Annotated in this window: 15 protein-coding genes; 7 read left to right on the top strand and 8 right to left on the bottom strand. The window is 56.0% G+C overall.

Annotated elements, in window-relative coordinates; translation table 11 throughout:
• The first annotated feature begins 87 nt into the window (after nt 1–87).
• From coaBC to OU789_RS10420, 4 genes are read left to right on the top strand one after another with little or no spacing between them, the layout of a single operon-like run.
• On the top strand, nt 88–1,290 hold the full coding sequence (gene coaBC / locus OU789_RS10435; protein WP_274656034.1) for a bifunctional phosphopantothenoylcysteine decarboxylase/phosphopantothenate--cysteine ligase CoaBC: 1,203 nt from the start codon (nt 88–90) through the stop codon (nt 1,288–1,290).
• Nucleotides 1,287–1,754: a dUTP diphosphatase gene (gene dut / locus OU789_RS10430; RefSeq protein WP_274655537.1), complete on the top strand. Its 468-nt coding sequence runs from the start codon at nt 1,287–1,289 to the stop codon at nt 1,752–1,754. The genes coaBC and dut overlap by 4 nt, the downstream gene beginning before the upstream one ends.
• On the top strand, nt 1,755–2,807 hold the full coding sequence (locus OU789_RS10425) for a HesA/MoeB/ThiF family protein (protein WP_274655536.1): 1,053 nt from the start codon (nt 1,755–1,757) through the stop codon (nt 2,805–2,807). It begins immediately after the preceding gene.
• Between the two features lie 24 nt (nt 2,808–2,831).
• Nucleotides 2,832–4,850 (top strand): M3 family metallopeptidase, encoded by a 2,019-nt coding sequence (locus OU789_RS10420; RefSeq protein WP_274655535.1) that lies wholly within the window; start codon nt 2,832–2,834, stop codon nt 4,848–4,850.
• Nucleotides 4,851–4,853: 3 nt separating this feature from the next.
• Here OU789_RS10420 and OU789_RS10415 read toward each other — a convergent pair whose 3' ends face one another.
• Nucleotides 4,854–5,348, bottom strand: a complete 495-nt coding sequence (locus tag OU789_RS10415; protein ID WP_263952482.1) for an SH3 domain-containing protein — start codon at nt 5,346–5,348, stop codon at nt 4,854–4,856.
• Between the two features lie 110 nt (nt 5,349–5,458).
• Here OU789_RS10415 and OU789_RS10410 point away from each other — a divergent pair, with 110 nt between their 5' ends.
• Together OU789_RS10410 and OU789_RS10405 are read left to right on the top strand one after the other, a co-directional pair.
• The gene (locus OU789_RS10410; RefSeq protein WP_274655534.1) at nt 5,459–6,445 is read left to right on the top strand and encodes a 2-hydroxyacid dehydrogenase; all 987 of its coding nucleotides are present in this window, start codon (nt 5,459–5,461) and stop codon (nt 6,443–6,445) included.
• A gap of 150 nt (nt 6,446–6,595) precedes the next feature.
• On the top strand, nt 6,596–9,094 hold the full coding sequence (locus tag OU789_RS10405; RefSeq protein ID WP_274655533.1) for a GcvT family protein: 2,499 nt from the start codon (nt 6,596–6,598) through the stop codon (nt 9,092–9,094).
• Here OU789_RS10405 and OU789_RS10400 read toward each other — a convergent pair.
• From OU789_RS10400 to xdhC, 7 genes are all read right to left on the bottom strand, one after another.
• Entirely contained in the window at nt 9,091–9,429 is a 339-nt protein-coding gene (locus tag OU789_RS10400; protein ID WP_263952485.1) for a carboxymuconolactone decarboxylase family protein, read from the bottom strand. The two genes, OU789_RS10405 and OU789_RS10400, sit on opposite strands and share 4 nt — an antisense overlap.
• A 180-nt stretch (nt 9,430–9,609) precedes the next feature.
• On the bottom strand, nt 9,610–10,683 hold the full coding sequence (locus OU789_RS10395) for a BMP family ABC transporter substrate-binding protein (RefSeq protein ID WP_274655532.1): 1,074 nt from the start codon (nt 10,681–10,683) through the stop codon (nt 9,610–9,612).
• Nucleotides 10,680–11,447, bottom strand: coding sequence for an ion transporter (locus OU789_RS10390; protein ID WP_263952487.1), 768 nt, complete (start codon nt 11,445–11,447; stop codon nt 10,680–10,682). Before OU789_RS10390 ends, OU789_RS10395 begins: the two co-directional genes overlap by 4 nt.
• Before the next feature lie 14 nt (nt 11,448–11,461).
• Nucleotides 11,462–12,382 carry an ABC transporter permease gene (locus OU789_RS10385; protein ID WP_263952488.1) on the bottom strand — a complete coding sequence of 307 codons (921 nt, stop codon included), beginning with the start codon at nt 12,380–12,382 and terminating at the stop codon, nt 11,462–11,464.
• Nucleotides 12,382–13,467 carry an ABC transporter permease gene (locus tag OU789_RS10380; RefSeq protein ID WP_274655531.1) on the bottom strand — a complete coding sequence of 362 codons (1,086 nt, stop codon included), beginning with the start codon at nt 13,465–13,467 and terminating at the stop codon, nt 12,382–12,384. The genes OU789_RS10385 and OU789_RS10380 overlap by 1 nt, the downstream gene beginning before the upstream one ends.
• A gap of 57 nt (nt 13,468–13,524) precedes the next feature.
• Nucleotides 13,525–15,078, bottom strand: a complete 1,554-nt coding sequence (locus OU789_RS10375) for an ABC transporter ATP-binding protein (RefSeq protein WP_274655530.1) — start codon at nt 15,076–15,078, stop codon at nt 13,525–13,527.
• Nucleotides 15,075–16,007, bottom strand: a complete 933-nt coding sequence (gene xdhC, locus OU789_RS10370; protein ID WP_274655529.1) for a xanthine dehydrogenase accessory protein XdhC — start codon at nt 16,005–16,007, stop codon at nt 15,075–15,077. The genes OU789_RS10375 and xdhC overlap by 4 nt, the downstream gene beginning before the upstream one ends.
• Before the next feature lie 466 nt (nt 16,008–16,473).
• Here xdhC and dnaE point away from each other — a divergent pair, with 466 nt between their 5' ends.
• Nucleotides 16,474–19,950, top strand: a complete 3,477-nt coding sequence (gene dnaE, locus OU789_RS10365) for a DNA polymerase III subunit alpha (protein WP_274655528.1) — start codon at nt 16,474–16,476, stop codon at nt 19,948–19,950.
• Nucleotides 19,951–19,972 lie beyond the last annotated feature (22 nt).

Genomic DNA, 19,972 nt, shown 5'->3' with positions numbered 1-19,972 from the left:
CTATCAGGGGTTTGCCGCGAGGTTAAGGGCTGGCATTTTAGCCGCGCGGGTCTTAGCAATGGTATGACAGAACCAAAGGGGCAAGAGATGCTTGCGCAAAAACGTATCCTTTTGATCATTGGTGGTGGAATTGCTGCCTATAAATCGCTCGATCTTATCCGCCGTTTCAAGGAGCGCGGTGCGGAGGTGACGCCTGTGTTGACTAAGGCGGGGGCGGAATTTGTTACGCCGCTCTCTGTTTCGGCGTTGGCAGGGCAGAAGGTTTTTGGCGATCTGTTTGATCTCACGGATGAAGCCGAGATGGGACATATTGAACTGTCGCGCGCAGCGGATTTGATCGTGGTTGCCCCTGCGACGGCGGATCTTATGGCAAAAGCTGCGCAGGGGCATGCAAATGATTTGGCAAGCACCGTCTTGCTCGCCACGGATACACGCGTATTGCTCGCGCCAGCGATGAATGTACGCATGTGGACCCATCCAGCAACCCAGCGGAATATTGATACGCTTAAGGCAGACGGGCTTGCGTTTGTTGGGCCGAACGAAGGCGATATGGCCTGTGGTGAATTTGGCCCTGGTCGTATGTCGGAACCCTTGGAGATTGTCGCAGCGGCGGAGGCGATGTTGGCCGACGGGCCGCTTGCGGGGCGAAAAATAGTTGTGACGTCGGGCCCGACGCACGAACCGATCGATCCGGTGCGGTATATTGCAAACCGCTCGTCCGGCGCGCAGGGAACCGCAATTGCGCGTGCGCTTGTGGCGCTTGGTGCTGAGGTTGTTTTTGTAACGGGGCCTGCGGATGTTGCGCCGCCAGAAGGCGTTGTTCTTAAGCGCGTCGAAACAGCAAATGACATGCGCAAAGCCGTCATGGAGGCGCTCCCCGCAGATGCCGCTATTTTTGCGGCTGCCGTAGCAGATTGGCGGGTTTCGAACGCAGCAGATAGCAAGATGAAGAAAACCAAAACGGGCCTTCCTGCTCTCGAATTTGCCGAGAACCCGGATATTTTGGCTGATGTGAGTAAAAACAAAGCCCGCCCTGCGTTGGTTGTTGGGTTTGCGGCAGAAACCGACGACGTTATCGAAAACGCGACGGCTAAACGTAAGCGAAAAGGCTGTGACTGGATTGTTGCGAATGATGTCTCGCCCAAAACCGGAATTATGGGCGGTAGCGAGAACGCGGTGACAATCATTGATGAAAATGGCGCCGACAATTGGCCACGAATGGGCAAAGATCAGGTTGCCCGTAAATTGGCAGAGCGTATTTCAGAGGCCTTGCAGGGTAAGCAGAAGTGACTGTTTCTATTAAGATAAAGCGGCTCGAAGGGGCAGATGAAGCCCTTTCTTTGCCATCCTACGAAACGGCAGGTGCCGCTGGTGCGGATGTCTGTGCGAACTTTCCAGTTGATGAACGCGACGGGATTGTTTTGGAGCCAATGGAGCGCGCATTGGTGCCCACAGGGTTGAGTTTGGAAATTCCTGTTGGGTATGAAGTTCAGGTTCGGCCCCGTTCAGGCTTGGCGCTTAAGCATGGGGTCACGTTGGTCAATACACCAGGCACGATCGATAGCGATTATCGCGGGCCGCTTGGTGTGATTATGATTAATTTGGGTGCGGAGCCGTTTGAAATTCGGCATGGAGATCGCATTGCGCAGTTGATCGTTGCGCCAGTTACGCAAGCGACGTTTGAGGCCGCTGAATCCTTGAGTGAAACGGCCAGAGGGGCGGGGGGCTTTGGCTCCACCGGACAGCGCGGATAAATGGCGATAACCTTTGTTCTAATGGGGGTGATCTGGTTTGGTGGGCCGATCTTGCGCCTTCCGAAAGCCGTGCGCGCGCTTCTTGTTGGATTGATCTATGTGCTTGGATTTGTTGTTTTATTGACCCTTCCCGAAGGGCACAATATGCGCGAATTGTTTGGCGATAGTGTGGGTATTTGGGCGCTGGTCGGGATGTGCGGTGCTGTTGTCGGTCTGTACGTCTGGGCGCTGCCGCTTTTGCGAAAACGTGGAGAAACGGCTGCCGGGGTCGTGCCAGAAACTGGCGGATCGTTTTCGGAGACCGAGCTTGATCGTTATGCCCGCCATATCGTGTTGCGAGAAGTTGGCGGCCTTGGCCAGAAGCGGTTGCGGGAGGCACGCGTTTTGGTGATTGGTGCGGGGGGGCTTGGGGCTCCGGCGTTGCAATACCTTGGTGCGGCGGGCGTTGGAACCATCGGCGTTGTTGACGATGACGTGGTCGAGAATGCCAATCTTCAGCGTCAGGTAATCCATAAAGATGCGGCCATCGGCACGCCCAAGGTCTTTTCTGCCCAATCTGAACTTCAGGCGCAGAACCCGTTTATTTCGGTGCGCCCCTATCATCGACGGTTGGATCAGGAGAGCGCCGAGGCCCTGTTTGCCGAATATGATCTGCTCCTTGATGGCACAGATAATTTTGACACCCGATATATGGTTAACCGCGTTGCCGTGGCGCTTGGGAAGCCACTTATCTCTGCGGCGATGACTCAATGGGAAGGGCAGATTTCGCTCTATGATCCTGCGAATGGCGGGCCATGCTATCAATGCGTTTTCCCAGAGCCACCCGCGCCGAGATTGGTTCCGAGTTGTTCAGAAGCCGGCGTCATCGGGCCGCTCCCTGGTGTTATGGGCTCTATGATGGCGGTTGAGGCGATCAAGGTCATTACGGGCGCAGGCGAGAACCTGCGCGGCGTATTGTTCACATATGACGCGCTCTATGGCGAGATACGAAAATTCACCACCAGCAAGCGAGCTGACTGTCCTGTTTGCGGTGAGATACAAGTGCGCGCTTGAAGCGCGCAACCAAAGGAGACTTTCATGACCAACCCGCTTCTGTCTGATTGGGACACGCCGTTTCAGCTGCCGCCATTTGCCGAGATTTCGGACGATGATTTCGAAGCGGCGGTTCACGAAACGCTCGCCAGTGCGCGCGCTGCAGTTGATGCGGTTGCCAATAATCCAGAGGCACCGAGTTTCGAGAACACGGTTGAGGCGTTGGAACTCGCGGATGCGGATTTGGGACGTGTTTTGGGCGTTTTCTATAATCTTGCGGGTGCAGACAGCACAGAGAAACGCCAAGAGCTACAACGCGCATTTTCGCCGCTTCTTGCGGCCTATTCGAGCGATGTCTCGATGAACAAAGAGTTGTTTGAGCGGGTAGAAACCCTTTGGCAACAGCGCGACAGCCTTAACCTGAACGACGAACAAGCGCGGGTGCTTGAGCTGTGTCGCCGCGGGTTTGTACGCGCGGGCGCGCAGTTAGAGGGGGATGCGCGCGAGCGTCATCGCGAAATCAAAGCACGTCTTGCTGTTTTGGGTACAGAATTTGGCCAGAACCTTTTGGCAGATGAGCGCGAGTGGTCGATGCCGCTTTCGGAAGATGATCTGGAGGGGCTGCCTGATTTCGTGATCGCGGCGGCGCGTTCGGCGGGGGAAGCGCTTGGCCACGAGGGGCCAGCGGTTACACTTTCACGGTCGCTCATTGTGCCGTTTCTGCAATTTTCGCCACGACGCGAGTTGCGCAAAACCGCGTTTGAGGCTTGGGTCGCGCGCGGCGCAAATGGTGGCGAGACAGACAATCGAGAGATCACGCGCGAAACACTGGAGTTGCGCGCGGAGCGGGCTGCGCTTTTGGGCTATGATAGCTATGCGGCCTACAAGCTCGAAACTGAAATGGCCAAAACGCCAGAAGCGGTGCACGATCTGTTGATGCAGGTTTGGAACAAGGCCAAACCCGCAGCCGAAGCCGATGCCGAAGTTTTGGCCGAAATGCTGGCCAAAGACGGGATCAACGGACCACTGGAGGCGTGGGATTGGTTCTATTACGCCGAGAAACGCCGCCTTGCAGAGCACGATTTGGACGAAGCAGAGTTGAAGCCTTACTTCCAGCTTGATCGGATGATTGAAGCTGCGTTTGATTGTGCAAACCGGCTGTTTGGACTTGAGGCGCGTGCGCTTGATGTGCCGCTCTATCATCCGGATTGCTGCGCGTGGGAGTTTACACGAAACGGCGAACATATTGCCGTGTTCATCGGTGATTATTTTGCCCGCGCGAGCAAACGCTCTGGTGCGTGGTGTTCGGCGATGCGCAGCCAGAAGAAACTTGGCGGCGACGTACGCCCAATCGTTGTGAATGTCTGTAACTTTGCCAAACCGCCAGAAGGAGAACCCGCGCTGCTGTCTTATGATGATGCGCGGACCTTGTTCCACGAGTTTGGTCACGCGCTTCACCAGATGCTTTCGGATGTGACCTATGAAAGCATCTCGGGAACTTCTGTCGCACGCGATTTTGTGGAGCTACCAAGCCAGCTTTATGAGCATTGGCTTGAGGTGCCGGAAGTGCTGGAGAAACACGCGATCCATGCCGAAACGGGCGAGGCAATACCAGCAGATTTGATGAAACGGCTTTTGGACGCGCAGACTTATAACACCGGCTTTGCAACGGTTGAATATGTTTCTTCTGCCCTAGTTGATTTGGCATTTCACGACGGTCCCGCGCCCAAAGACACAATGGCGCGTCAGGCCGAAGTCCTTGACGGTATTTCAATGCCTTATGCAATTCGTATGCGCCATGCGACGCCTGGATTTGCACATGTATTTGCGGGGGATGGCTATGCCAGTGCCTATTACAGCTATATGTGGTCCGAGGTGATGGACGCGGATGCATTCAAGGCGTTTGAAGAGGGCGAAGGGCCGTTCGATCCGGCACTTGCCAAGCGGCTAGAGGAGCATATCCTGTCGGCAGGCGGCTCGCGCGATCCAGAAGAGCTTTACCGTGCGTTTCGCGGACGGATGCCAAGCGTTGACGCGCTGCTTGAGGGGCGCGGGTTGCTTTAACGGTTACTTGCGAATCTCGTCGTCGCGTACGCCCCAAACAGCGGATTTCGGCGCCCAGCCCCTAAGGCCGTCGACGCTTAACTTGCACCATGTTCGATCGCAGGCCCCAAGCCGCGCGATCACGTCCTGTTCGAGCTTGGCAACCGCTTTGGCGTCCGGTTGGGGGAGAATCTTAAGCTCAACCTCTTTGGCGGTCACAACAACCGTGCGCACGCCAGAGAGAAGAGTGAAATGCACCCAACCGCCCGCACCGTCGCGGTCATGGACGCGACGCCAATGGCCGAACTCTGCGGTGATTTCCAGCGGCATATCGCGGTGTTTATAAACCCAATCAATGCGGTGCGTGAGGGAAGGGCCGCGCCGAACGTTTGCCTCGGTGGCTTTCATCGAAACAAAACGCGGAATCGGCAAGTTGGTCACGGGGCCGCGCTCTTGCGCGTGGGCGGCCTGAAGCCCGAGCATGGCCACGAGGGCCCAAATCGTCTTGCGGAGACTCATCGGATTTCTACCTGAATTTCTACTGCGCCTGTCTGTCGGTTCTTGTGTCCGATCATTTCATGGGCCACCTTAGCAGGGAGCGAACCAAAGAAAAGATGAGGGAGCATCCCATGTGCGCAAAACGTCTGAGTGTTGTTGTTACACGACGGTTGCCTGTGGCGGTCGAAACTCGCCTGAAAGAGCTGTTTGATACGACCCTGCGTGTAGACGACACGCCGATGAGCAAAGCCGAACTCGTTGCCGCAATGAAGAAATGCGATGTGTTGGTGCCAACCGTAACGGATACGATCGACGCGAGCATGCTTGCTTCGGCTGGGCCGGACCTCAAACTGATAGCGAATTACGGCGCGGGGGTGGATCATATCGACGTGGCAACTGCGCGGGAGCGGGGCATTCTTGTGTCCAACACACCAGGCGTTGTAACCGAAGACACCGCCGATATCGCCATGATGCTTATTATTGCGGTTACGCGGCGGATTCCCGAAGGGTTAAGCCTGATGCAAACCGGCGAGTGGCGGGGCTGGACCCCGACGGCGATGCTAGGTGGTCGGATTGCGGGTAAGAAACTCGGTATCCTTGGCATGGGCCGCATCGGACGCGCCGTTGCCAAGCGCGCGGCGGCCTTTGGCATGGAGATAAACTACAACAATCGCAAACGATTGCATCCCGAGGTCGAAGAGCGCCTTGGCGCTACGTGGTGGGAGAGTCTCGATCAAATGGTGGCGCGGGTCGATGTGCTGTCGATCAACTGCCCTCATACGCCGAGTACATTTCACTTGATGAATGCGCGGCGGCTTAAGTTGATGAAACCTTCGGCGGTTATCGTCAACACCTCTCGGGGCGAGGTGATCGACGAGAACGCGCTTACGCGGATGTTGCGCGCCGGAGAGATCGCGGGCGCGGGGCTGGATGTTTTCGAAGATGGCGCGAATATCAATCCTCGTCTGCGTGCGCTTGATAATGTTGCCCTCCTTCCGCACGTCGGTTCGGCAACCCGCGAAGGACGGATCGAAATGGGCGAGCGCGTTATGATAAATATCAAAACCTTTGACGACGGACATCGCCCACCTGATCTTGTGGTGCCGGGCGTTATTTAGGGCGCGAGCCCAGTCGGGTTTTGAACATGCAAACCGAGGTTTAGGTCGGTTTTGTGCGCTCTTGGGTCGGCGAGCGGCTGCATCTTCTGGTGCGGCGCGCCACTATAGGCCCAAGGTCGGCGAAACGGCCCGTTGCAAGGAGTGTGCCTGATGAAATCCCATGTCAAAGCTCTGGTTGTTGGCGGAGGTGCCGTTGGCACGTCGATTGCCTATCATCTTGCCCGTGCGGGGTGGGACGACGTTGTGCTGATGGAGCGCGATGAGCTGACTTCGGGAAGTACGTGGCATGCGGCGGGGCTATTGCCGTATTTCAACATGTCTTATGCGACGACACACATCCACGACTACTCGATCAAATTCTACAAAACGCTCGAAGAAGAAACGGGTTTGAACGCAGGATTTTCAGTGGTTGGCAACCTGCGCATGGCGCAAAGCAAAGAGCGCATGGACGAGTATATGCTCTATGCCTCAACCGCCGAAACCTGCGGTGTGCCTTATGAATGGATGACACCTGCGCAGATCAAGGAACGCTGGCCGCTGGTGCGGACAGAGGACCTTGAAGGCGCGATTTATCACCCGACTGACGGCTATATTAACCCCGCAGATGTAACCATCGCCATGGCCAAGGGCGCGCGGCAACGCGGTGTTGTTGTTGAACGCCGCTGGCAGGTGGATAGCTATCATTGGACGGGCGAGGCATGGGAGGTGACCTGCACCAAGATGGTCGAGCGGGGCGGTAATCTTGTTCCATCCGACGAACGGGTCGTCATCACCGCTGAACACGTGGTCACTGCAACGGGCAACCACGCGCAGCGTACGGCAAAGCTCTTGGGCATCAAGATTCCCGCCATTCCGGTTGAGCATCAGTTCATCGTGACCGAACCTGATGCCGCTTTGCTTGAATACCGCAAGACCCACGGCGAACACCCTGTTTTGCGCGATGCGGATGCCAAATGGTACGTGCGCGAGGAGCGGGGCGGTTGGATTCTCGGCCCCTACGAGCGCAACGCCCCTGCACGGTTTGCTTATGGTGTGCCCGATAGTTTCCGTGCCGATCTCTTCCCGCTTGATTTGGAGCGGATCGAAGAGGAATACATGAGCATGATTCACCGCATTCCGTCTTCGGAAACGGTGGGGCTCAAGGATGATTTCAACGGCCCGATTTGCTATACGCCAGATGGCAACCCGCTCATTGGCCCCGCGCCCGGATTGCGGAATATGTGGCTTGCCGAAGGGTTCAGCTTTGGCATTACAGCAGCGGGCGGCGCGGGCAAATACCTTGCCGATCTGATGGTCGAGGGCGAGGCCGAGATTGACATGGCGAGCCTTGATCCCAAACGCTTCGGAAGCTGGATGACCACCGATTATGCCGTGGCCAAGAACGAAGAAGCTTACGAGCATGTCTATATCCTACACCACCCTGACGAGGAGCGCCCTGCCGCACGGCCTCTGCGGACAAGCCCCGCATATGACCGCCAAAAAGCCGCAGGTGCGCAATTCGGGCAGGTGAACGGATGGGAGCGGCCAAACTATTATGCGCCTGAAGGGTTTGACGATCACGCCGCGCGCAGCTTCCAGCGCGGAGGTTGGTGGCAATATGCCGAAGAAGAGGCGCGCGCGATCCGCGAGGGCGTTGGGCTTATTGATGCGACGGCCTTCACCAAGCATTCGGTTTACGGACCGGGGGCGACGGCGTTCCTTGATTGGTTCACCTGTAACAAGCTGCCGCGTGTGGGGCGAATTAATCTGACCTATGCGCTGACTTCTGCGGGAACAACGCGTACCGAGTACACCATCGTGCGGTTGGCAGAGAACGATTATTACCTCGTGTCTGCGGGGGCGTGGTCCGATTATGATCGCGATTATCTGCTCAAAGCACTTGAGGATTGGAATAGCGGCGAAAATGAATGGGTCGGCGTGCAGGATGTCACGACGCAGTGGGGTGTATTTGCCATCGCAGGGCCGAAAACCCGTGAGGTTCTGAACGAACTTATCCGTGATGCAGAGCCGGAAACCGCGCTTTCAAACAAACGCTTCCCTTGGTTGTCATGCCGCGAAATCGAGCTTGGTATGTGTCCTGTCCGTGCTGTGCGGGTTGCCTATACGGGCGAATTGGGCTGGGAATTGCATCATCCGATTGAGATGCAAAATTACCTATGGGACCAGTTGATGCAAGCGGGCGAGAAGCACGGGCTGAAACTGGTGGGCGCTCGCGCGCAAAACTGGCTGAGACAGGAGAAATCTTATCGCGCATTCGGCACCGAATTGGGCCGCGATGCCACGCCGCTTGAGGCTGGACTTGATCGGTTTGTAGACCTTGAGAAAGAGTTTTTTGGCAAAGAGGCCATGATCAAGACCGGCGTGCGTAGCACCTGCGTGACCCTGTTGATTGACGGGCCGCAAGACGCCGACCCATGGGGGCGCGAAGTGCTTTATGCCGGTGACAAACGGGTGGGCCGCCTAACCTCTGGTGGCTATTCGGTGGCCTTTGGAAAAAGTATCGGCATGGGCTATGTCTCGCCAGATTGTGCGGCTGTCGGCACAAAGCTCAAGGTCAAGATGTTCGATAAACTGTGGGATGCCGAAGTCGTCGAAGATAGCCCTTATGACCCGACAAATGCCACGATCCGCAAGAATATCGTAGGTTAGGTTTTAGAAAGCTGATCCCAAGCATCCATTGCCTTGGATGCATACATCAGCGAGGGGCCGCCGCCCATATAGACGCACATGCTAAGGACGTCTGCGATTTCTTCGCGGGTGGCTTTTTCCCGTATGAGCGCTTCGATGTGGAAACCGATGCATGGCTCGCACCGGTCTGCGACAGAGATCGCCAGTGCAACAAATTCCTTGGTTTTTGCATCTAGAACGCCGCTTGTTTTCGCTGCGTGGGCAAGAGAGCCAAACCCTTTTGACGTTTCCGGGGCGGCGGCGTTGAAGTTGCCGACGGAGGATTTCATCCCTCCCATGAAGTCTTTCCAGTCCATTTGAGTTCCTTTCAAATTTTGTTCAGGTATCGGACGCGGCAAGATAAATAGCTTTGATCGCGGTCAAATTGACGTAGCGTTTGTTTGCATGCGTGAAGATAAGTTGTTTCTGGGACGCGCACAAAAAAAGGCCCGGACATAATGCCGGGCCTTTGAATATTGGTTTTGTAAGCTTTGGACTTAGCTTGGGATGTCGCCTTCGATGCCTTCGACATAGAAGTTCATACCAAGAAGATCTCCGTCACTCGCTGTTTCGCCTTCGGCGAGCCATGGTGTGCCGTCCTGCTTGTTCAGCGGACCTGTGAAGGCGTGGTAGGAGCCATCTGCAATTGCAGCTTCGATCGCCATTGCTTCGGCTTTCACTTCTGCTGGGATAGCGTCTGTGATGTCGCCGATCTTAACCATGCCGGATGCAATGCCACCCCAAGTGTCGACCTGCTCCCATGTACCATCCATAACCGCTTGTGTGCGCTCGATGTAGTAGGGTGCCCAGTTGTCGATAATCGAGGAGACGCGTGGGCTTGGCGCGAATTGAGCCATGTCAGATGCTTGACCGAATGCGATAACGCCTTCTGTCTCGGCAGCTTTCGCCATTGGCGCTGTGGAGTCAGTGTGCTGCATGATCACGTCAACGCCTTGCTCGATGAGCGCAGCAGCCGCGTCAGCTTCTTTGGCCGGATCGAACCAAGAGAACACCCAGATCACTTTCATCTCTGCGTCAGGGTTCACTTTCTTGGCGTGGATGTAGGCCGAGTTGATGCCACGAATAACTTCGGGAATCGGGAAGGACGCGATATAGCCGATTTTGTTGCTCTCGGTCATGTGGCCGGCGATTGTGCCGATCACTGCGCGGCCTTCATAGAAGCGTGCGCCGTATGTGGACACGTTCGGATGCTCGCGCTTGTAACCTGTGGCGTGCTCGAACTTGATGTCCGGGAATTTGGCAGCAACAGCGTTCGTCTGGTCCATATAGCCAAACGACGTTGTAAAGATCAGGTCGTGACCGGACAGCGCCATTTGTGTGAGGACACGCTCGGCGTCTGGGCCTTCGGCAACGTTTTCAACGAAAGTCGTTTCAACCTTGTCGCCGAAATGCTCTTCAACGGCTTTACGGCCTTCATCATGCTCATATGTCCAGCCGCCGTCACCAGGTGTGCCGACATAGACAAAGCCGACTTTGGTTGTGTCGGCCATGGCCGGAGCTGCAACGCCAAGCGCTACGGCTGCTGTCATGAGTGATTTCATCAATTTCATTTAGGAGTCTCCCCTTTGGTGGATTTTTGTTGTGATGTTTCGTCGGAATCTTTCCGGTGTTTTATTCTTGAATCTGTATCAATCAGAGCCGTTGTCACGATCGCAGCAGGAACTGCCACCACCCCCAATCCGACGAATAGAATGAAGGTTGTAAAGACACGTCCCCCGAAAGTTATGGGAATCATATCGCCATAGCCAACAGTGGTAAAGGAGGCGATGGCCCACCAGAATGAACTTGGAATAGATGAGAAAATTTCAGGCTGTGCTTCATGCTCAAAGATGAAAATTCCGACAGAACTGACATAGAGCATGATCATCGCAAGAAACACGAACATAAGAAGTTCGCTCCGGACGCTGTGAAGAGCTTCGCCAAAACGTTCCAACGCTCGTGAGCTCCGGAACAGTTTGAGCACGCGCAAAATTCGCAGCAGGCGGAAAGTTCTTACGACCTGCCATTGCGGCTGGAAGAAAACCAGTCCCGGAAGGCAAGAGACAAGATCAATCAACCCCCAAGCGCTAAAGATATACCGAAGCCGCTTCTCCGCGCAGTAAATACGCAGCAAATACTCCGCGAGGAAAATAAGTAAGATAGCAAACTCGAACACCCGCAAGGCTTCATATGCCCAATGAGGAAGTCCCTGCATTGTTTCCAGCGAAATAGCCACCGCGGACACTGCGATAATAGTGTTCAATGCCCACGACACTTTGTTAGGCCCGTCGGGCACCTTTCCATCCAAGTGCTGAAGAATGCGTTCGCGGTTCATTGAGGCTGCCTGTGCTAACTCGTTGCGAAGAAAGGTTTGCCAAGCGACGCGGGCGCGGCAGTTGAGCTTCTGGAGATCAATACCAACACAAGGATGGTGATGATGTAAGGGCTCATCGACAGATACTCGACAGGAACAGGGATACCCGCGACCTGTAGGTTGAGTTGGAGAACAGAAATCCCGCCAAAGAGATACGCACCAAGCAACACGCGCTGGGCTTTCCAGCTTGCGAAGACAACAATAGCCAATGCGATCCAGCCTGCACCTGCGGTCATGCCGTCTGTCCATTGCGCTACACGTACCAGTGAAAGATGCGCTCCACCAAGCCCTGCACAGGCTCCGCCGAACGCGATGGCAATCATGCGGATGCGTACAACCTTATAGCCAAGTGCGTGGGCCGCGTCGTGGTTCTCGCCAACCGCGCGCAGGACAAGGCCAAGACGCGCAAATTTTAGGAACGCCCAGACAGCGACGAGAAGCGCCAGCGAAAGGTAAACTATAGGATCGTGTGAAAACAGCACGCGCCCGAAAAACGGAAGATCCGAGAGGAAGCCAAGGTCAAGCCGCGCGGTTGAAGGGGGCCTTTGTTCGGCATAGGCCTGCCCGATGAGCGCGGATAGCCCGAGCCCGAAGAGCGTTAAGGCAAGGCCGGTTGCCACCTGATTGGATAAGAGTTTGAGGGTGAGGAAGCCAAACACAAGGCTCAACACCGCCGAAGCCGCCGCCGCCGCGACGAAGCCGAAAAACGGACTTTGCGTTTCGACAGCCACGGCAAATCCCGTGACCGCGCCGGTGATCATCATGCCCTCGACACCGAGGTTCAGTACACCGGATTTTTCCACCACCATCTCGCCGATTGCGGCCAGTAGGATCGGGGTTGCAGCGACCATGAGCGAAGCCAGAAGCGCTGCGGGGTTGATTGCAGAAAGGTCCATTATGCAGCCTCCGGTGAGCCGATACGAATACGGTAATTGGTGAAAACATCCATCGCCAGAAGGAAGAACAAGAGCATGCCCTGAAATACCTGAATGGCAGCGGCAGGAATGCCGAGCATCAACTGCGCCAGTTCGCCGCCGATGTACGTCAGCGCAAGAAGAAGCCCCGCCAGCAGGATGCCGACCGGATGCAATCGCCCAAGGAAAGCCACGATAATCGCGGTAAAGCCGTAACCGGCATTAAAGCTGATGTTGATCTGACCCGACGGGCCGGACACTTCAAAGATACCGGCAAGGCCAGCCGCCGCACCGGATACGCCCATGCAGAACAAGATCAGCAGTTTAGGGCGTACACCAGAGAAACGCGCCGCGCGCGGGCTTTCGCCCGTAAGGCGGATCTGGAAGCCAAGGATGTGGCGGTTGAGCAGGATATAAGCCGCGATCACCGCGAGAAAGGCAGTCAGAACGCCCCAGTGCATACCCGTTCCGGCAATCAGTTCGGCGTTATAGGCCGCTGGATATTGTTGGAAGTTCCTTGAACCAGGAAAGCCCATGCCGTCTGGATTACGGAGCAGACCCTGAGAAACCGAGGCAAGCTGGTTGCTTGCCACATAGACGAGCATAAGCGACACGAGAATTTCATTCGTGCCAAACCGCGTTTTTAAGAGGGCAGGGATCATCGCCCAAAGGAGCCCGCCGATCGCACCAGCGATAATCATCAGCGGAAAGATAAACCAAGCGTCCATCGGATAAAACGCAAGTCCAACAGCCGCGCCACAAATGGCACCAATGATATATTGGCCTTCTGCCCCAATGTTCCAAATGCCGGCGCGGAACCCGAGCGACAAGCCGATGGCAATCAGGATAAGCGGCCCTGCTTTCACCAAAAGCTGTGGACGGGAATAGGCCGAGAAATCAGGGTGGAACAGCGGATCCCAAAAGATAATGCGGATCACCTCAACGGGGTCTTTGCCCAGAAAGGCAAACAAAATGCCCCCCGCAACCATCGTGGCAACGACCGCCGCGATAGGGGTGAGATAAGTCCAGAGTTTGGACGGGACGGGGCGTTTTTCAAGACGGATCATTGGGCAGCCCCTGTGTTAAGCACTTGTGTTCGTGTCCGGCTGTTCATGACGAGTAAGTTAAACATGGGCCGCCTCCATACCGTGGGCGCCGCCCATCATCAGGCCGATTTCGTCCACCGTCAGCCCCTGCACCGAGCGCGGCGCGGTAAGGCGGCCTTCGTTCAGAGCTGAGAAATTGTCGGAGATCTCCATAAGCTCATCAAGGTCTTGCGAGATTGCAATTACCGCCGAGCCTTGCGCCGCCAGATCAAGAAGCGCTTGCCGGATATCAGCGGCCGCCGCAGCATCAACGCCCCAAGTGGGCTGGTTCACAACCAAAACGTCGGGCCGTTGAAGGATTTCGCGGCCGACCACAAATTTTTGCAAGTTCCCTCCCGAAAGCGCACGCGCGGCGTTGTTGGGGCTTGGTGTTCTTACATCAAAATTCGCAATGATCTTTTCGGCGAATGTTTTTGCCGCCCCCCATTTGAGGAAGCCGCGGTTTGTAAGGTTTTCGCGGATTGCGCCAGTCATCAAAGCATTCTCGATGAGGCTCATATCTGGTGCCGCCGCATGGCCAAGGCGCTCTTCGGGCGCGGTTAGGATGGCAAGCTTGCGGCGTTGGTTCGGGCCGAGGTGTTGAACGGGGGTGCCGTGAACGGTGACTGTTCCGGCATCCGGGCTGGTTTCGCCGGAAATTGCGGCAAGCAACTCGTCTTGCCCGTTGCCCGCAACGCCTCCGATGCCCAAAACCTCGCCTGCGTGAACCGAGAATGAAATATCCTTGAGCGACGTGCCAAAGGCCGTAGCAGAGCGCATCGAAAGATCAGAAACCTGAAGCACGACGCCTTCCTGCTTGTGCGGCTTGCGGCTTGGCGTGTGGAGCGTTTGGCCGACCATCATTTCTGCCAGTTCACGCGCAGTTTTTTCGCGTGGATTACAGATATCGACAACCTCGCCCAACCGAAGGATCGTGGCGCTGTCACAGAGCGCGCGAATTTCGTCAAGCTTATGGGAAATATAGAGAATAGCGGTTCCCTCTGCCGAAAGCTTGCGCAGCGTTTCAAACAGAATCTCCACCTCTTGCGGAGTCAAAACCGATGTTGGCTCATCCATGATGAGGATCTTAGGGTTTTGTAGCAGACAGCGGATAATCTCGACCCGTTGACGCTCACCCGCTGAGAGTTCTCCCACGAGGCGCTCCGGATCAAGCGGCAGGCCGTAGGTTTCTGAAACTTCGCGGATTTGGGCGCTTAACACGTTTTGCTTCGGTGGGTTCTCCATGCCGAGGGCGATGTTTTCCGCCACCGAAAGCGCATCAAACAGAGAGAAATGCTGAAACACCATCGCCACACCAGAGGCCCGCGCCGCGCGCGGTTCCGACGGAGTATAGGGGGCGCCATTCAGGGCCATATCGCCGCTGTCGGGCCGCACAAGACCATAGATCATCTTGACGAGCGTCGATTTTCCAGCCCCGTTTTCGCCCAAGAGCGCATGGACCTCACCCGGTTTTATCGAAAAGGAAACGTTGTTGTTCGCAACCACTCCGGGATAGGCTTTTGTTAGCCCATTCACGGATAAAAGCGTTTGATCTGGCACCTTTGGCTCCCCTTCTGTCCCGTCTTTTGTCATGCGACTCCCCGCTTATGTGGTGCGGAATTTTTTGACTGGCTGGTCAGCAATAGCCTAGTCGCAACCGATACGGCAATGGCTTGCGGGTGTTTGCCCGCCGCCGGATCGCCTATTGGGCAGGCAATGCCGCTTATTTGTGCATTTGTGTGTCCGAAATCCGCGAGGCGCTTGCGGAACCGCGCCCATTTGGTGGTCGAGCCGATAAGCCCGATCTGCTGATTCCCCGCGCTCAACAGCGCATGGCAGAGAGCGAGGTCAATCGCATGGTCATAGGTCATGATGAAATGTCGCGCGTCTTGCGGTGCGAATTTATCAAGGGCGGGCAAGTCAGCGGCCGTTACGGGCGTGACGGTTTCGGGGAGCGTGTCTGGTATCCGCTCTTGTGTTGTGTCGATCAAGGTCACGGCAAAATCGGGCAGCGGAGCAAGAACCGTGGCAAGCGCGCGGCCTACGTGCCCAGCGCCCCAAATCCAAATTGGCTGGGCGTTTTGCTTTTGCTGTTCTATCAGCCAGCCATCTTTGAAGCCCAATGCCTTCGGCTTCTCCTCCGTCACATGAGGCGCGACAGCGCGCGCGAAAGTATCATCAGCGGCTGGGAGGGTGTTTTCGTTGAAAATCTCGTACACAAGAGTCACCGATCCACCGCAGCATTGCCCGATATTGGGCCCAAGTGGGATGCGGGATAGAACAGGTGTAGAACCGTCAGAGAGGGCAGCGCGGGCGTCATGGATGGCTTGATATTCAAGCGCGCCACCGCCGATTGTCCCGCGAAAGCTATCGCTCCAGACATACATTACTGCCCCTGCTTCGCGTGGGGCCGAGCCGCTGGTTTCGGCAATAACAACCCGCGCCACGTCTCCGTGCTTGGCCACGAGGGCAGCGAGTGTGTCGCGATCAAAATGCATGTTCATACACAGGTTTTGCGGCATGCGTGCGAGGAGCTTCCCAAACAGACATGGCCGCCTTGCAGCACGAGAGCGCTGAATGTCGGGCGCATGCTCTTGCCCCTCGCGCCTTGGTATTTACATCGCGGTGGAATTGCTGCGGGCCTGTTTGCCAATAGGTTTCGCACGACCTGCCCAGCACCTTATCGGTCGCCGAAACCTGCGTTGGCCGAACAGTTTCTCCGCTTTGAAGAAACGTTATATCCATGCGAAAACCAGCCACTTTCTGTTCGCTAGAACCGCGGCGCATCGCCCGATGTGGCGTAAAGCGAAATGCGCAGGTAACACCGTAACAAAGCGCACTTGCGGCCTCTGTGGCAAGAAATCTTTAGCAGGCGGGGCAAAAAAGTGTATTTGGAAAAAACGAATAATCGGCGCGCCGCGCGGCTTTTTTCCGATTTGCGGCAAATGGCCGTTTCCCTTTTCAAGACGTCGGGCTAACCTCTGGCGCATGTCTGATCCTCGCTTCGTACACCTCCGCCTCCATACCGAATATTCGCTCCTCGAAGGGGCCGTTCCGGTCAAGAAACTTGCCGGACTTTGTGCAGCAAACAACATGCCTGCTGTGGCGGTGACGGATACGAACTCCATGTTCGCGGCATTGGAATTTTCGGTGAAAACCGCCGGAGAGGGCGTGCAGCCGATTCTCGGGTGTCAGGTTGATGTGGCCTATGATCCGGCGCAGGCGGGCGAAAAAGCCCGCGCGCCGGCACCGGTCGTATTATTGGCGCAGAGTGAAAAGGGCTATGAAAACCTAATGCGGCTCTCAAGCTGCCTCTATGTGGATAACGGCGGAGAGTTGCCGCAGGTCACGCTTGATGAGTTGGCGGAGTTCTCAGAGGGCATAATCTGTTTGACGGGTGGGCCTGAGGGTGCACTTGGGAAGCTGTTGCTGACTGCGCAACGCACCAAGGCCGAGGCCTTGCTTGATCGTCTACAGGAAATCTATCCCAATCGGTTATATATCGAATTGCAACGTCATCCGGGCGAAGGAGGGCGGCTCACCGAGGCCGAGCAAACCACGGAGCGCGCTCATATCGAGCTTGCCTATGCGCGCGACCTGCCGCTTGTTGCAACAAATGACGTCTACTTCCCGAAAACCGATATGTATGAGGCGCATGATGCGCTGATCTGTATCTCAGAGGGTGCCTACGTCGATCAGCAGCAGCCCCGCCGCCGTTTGACGCCGCAACATTATTTTAAGTCGCAAGAAGAGATGATTACGCTTTTTGCCGACTTGCCCGAAGCGATTGAGAATACGGTCGAGATTGCAAAACGCTGCGCCTACAAAGCGCCGCTACGTGATCCGATCCTGCCGAAATTCGCCGATGACGAGGTGCAGGAACTGCGCAGGCAGGCGAACGAAGGTTTGCAAAAGCGCCTTGAGGTCATCCCCCACGCCGCAAGTGTTGAGGAATATCAGAAGCGGCTCGATTTTGAGCTGGATATCATCGAAGGCATGGGCTTCCCCGGTTACTTTCTGATCGTTGCGGACTTTATCCAATGGGCCAAAGATAACGATATTCCGGTTGGTCCGGGGCGGGGGTCTGGTGCGGGCTCGCTTGTGGCCTATGCGCTTACGATCACCGACCTTGATCCCCTGCGTTATAGTTTGCTGTTCGAGCGGTTCCTTAACCCCGAACGTGTGTCGATGCCTGACTTCGATATCGACTTCTGCATGGACCGCCGCGAGGAAGTTATCCGCTATGTGCAGGAGAAGTACGGTCGCGACAAAGTCGGCCAGATCATCACTTTCGGTGCGCTGTTGAGTAAAGCCGCGGTGCGAGACATCGGGCGGGTCCTACAGATGCCCTATGGGCAGGTGGACCGCCTCTCCAAGCTCATCCCTGTCGAAGGTGTGAAGCCCGTTTCGATTGCGCAAGCTTTGACCGACGAGCCGCGCCTTCGGGAAGAGGCCCGCAACGAAGAAGTTGTGGATCGGCTTCTGACTTATGGCCAGCAGGTCGAAGGGCTGTTGCGAAATGCTTCCACCCACGCGGCGGGTGTTGTGATCGGGGATCGTCCTCTCGATCGGCTTGTGCCGCTGTACCAAGATCCGCGCTCGGATATGCCTGCGACGCAGTTCAATATGAAATGGGTTGAACAGGCTGGTTTGGTCAAGTTCGACTTCCTCGGCCTCAAAACACTAACCGTAATTCAATCTGCGCTTAACCTGCTCAAGCTGCGCGATATCGACATTGATATCGGCGCCATCCCGCTGGACGACGAGGCCACATACAAGCTCTACGCAAGCGCCAAAACCGTGGCCGTGTTTCAGGTGGAAAGCTCGGGCATGATGGATGCGCTGCGGCGGATGAAACCGACGTGCATCGAGGATATCGTTGCGCTTGTGGCGCTCTACCGTCCCGGCCCGATGGAAAACATCCCGACCTATTGCGAGGTCAAGAACGGGCAACGAGAAATTGAATCGGTTCACCCGTTGATTGATCATATTCTTGAGGAAACTCAAGGCATTATCGTTTATCAGGAACAGGTGATGCAGATCGCGCAGGTCATGGCGGGATACTCGCTTGGCGGTGCGGACCTGTTGCGTCGTGCGATGGGTAAGAAGATCAAAGAGGCGATGGACGCCGAGCGCCCGAAGTTTGAAGCGGGTGCCGCCGAAAACGGGGTTCCGGCCAAGAAAGCCAGCGAAGTTTTCGACCTTCTCGAAAAATTCGCCAACTATGGCTTCAACAAGTCCCACGCGGCGGCCTATGCGGTGGTGTCTTATCAAACAGCGTGGCTTAAGGCGAACCATCCGGTCGAGTTTATGGCCGGTGTTATGAACTGCGATTTGCACCTTACCGACAAACTATCGGTTTATGCCGAAGAGGTGCGGCGCGGGCTTGATATCGACATTATCCCCCCGTGCGTGAACCGCTCCCTTGAAAAGTTTACCGTACATGACGGCAAAGTCGTCTATGCGCTGGGCGGCCTGAAAAACGTTGGCGTTGAGGCTATGCGCCTCATTGTCGAAGCGCGTGGACCAGAGCCTGATGGATCAGGCGGCAAACCCTTTGCAACGCTCTTTGATTTCGCCCGCCGTGTGGATTTGAAACGCGTTGGGAAACGCCCGCTAGAGATGCTTGCGCGCGCTGGTGCCTTTGATCAGATTGATCCAAACCGCCGTCGCGTCTTTGAGAGTCTTGATAACCTTGTTGCCTATTCGGCGGCTGTTCACGAGCAACGCGCTTCTAGTCAGGTTTCGCTCTTTGGAGAAGCAGGCGATGATCTTCCTGAGCCGCGTCTTTCTACTGCCGCTGACTGGAACACTGACGACCGCCTGAGCGAAGAGAGCAAGGCCATCGGCTTTTATCTTTCCGGCCACCCGCTTGATGATTTCATGGCGCCGCTTAAACGGAAAGGCGTGAAATCTCTGGAAGAGGCCCGCCAAGAAGCCGAGCGAAAGGGCGCTGCGATTATCAAGGTCGGCGTTATCGTCTCTGGGCTACAGCAACGAAAATCGGGACGCGGTACGCAGTTCTTCCGCATGAACATTTCCGATCCAACGCTACAGGTGTCGGGCATGGCAATGTTCCCGAAGGATTTTGAACAGGCCCGCAAAGTGTTCGAAGAGACCAGTCGCGTTGTCATGACGCTTGAGGCGAAGTTCGAAGACGGGCAATTTGATCCAATTGCCCGCAGTATCGCTCCCATGGAAGGTATCGTCGCTGAAGCGGGGTCGATGGGGCTGAAGGTCTATATCGAAAACACCGACGGTGCAGACTCGGTTGCTTCGGTTTTGGAGCAGGCGCGGAGCGACAAGTCTAACCGAAGTTTCGGCCCGATCACATTCTGCTTGATGGACCCGAGCCTCCCTGGCGAGGTCGAAATTGACCTGCCTCAGGAGTATCCGGTTAGCCCACAAATCAAAAGCGCGCTGAAATCTCTTGAAGGTGTGATGACGGTAGAGGAATTGGCGTAATTTTGCGCAATTCCCGTGGGAA

The organism is Halocynthiibacter sp. C4, from assembly GCF_028823805.1.
Lineage (GTDB): Bacteria > Pseudomonadota > Alphaproteobacteria > Rhodobacterales > Rhodobacteraceae > Falsihalocynthiibacter > Falsihalocynthiibacter halioticoli.
This window is presented reverse-complemented; position numbering and strand designations above follow the sequence as displayed.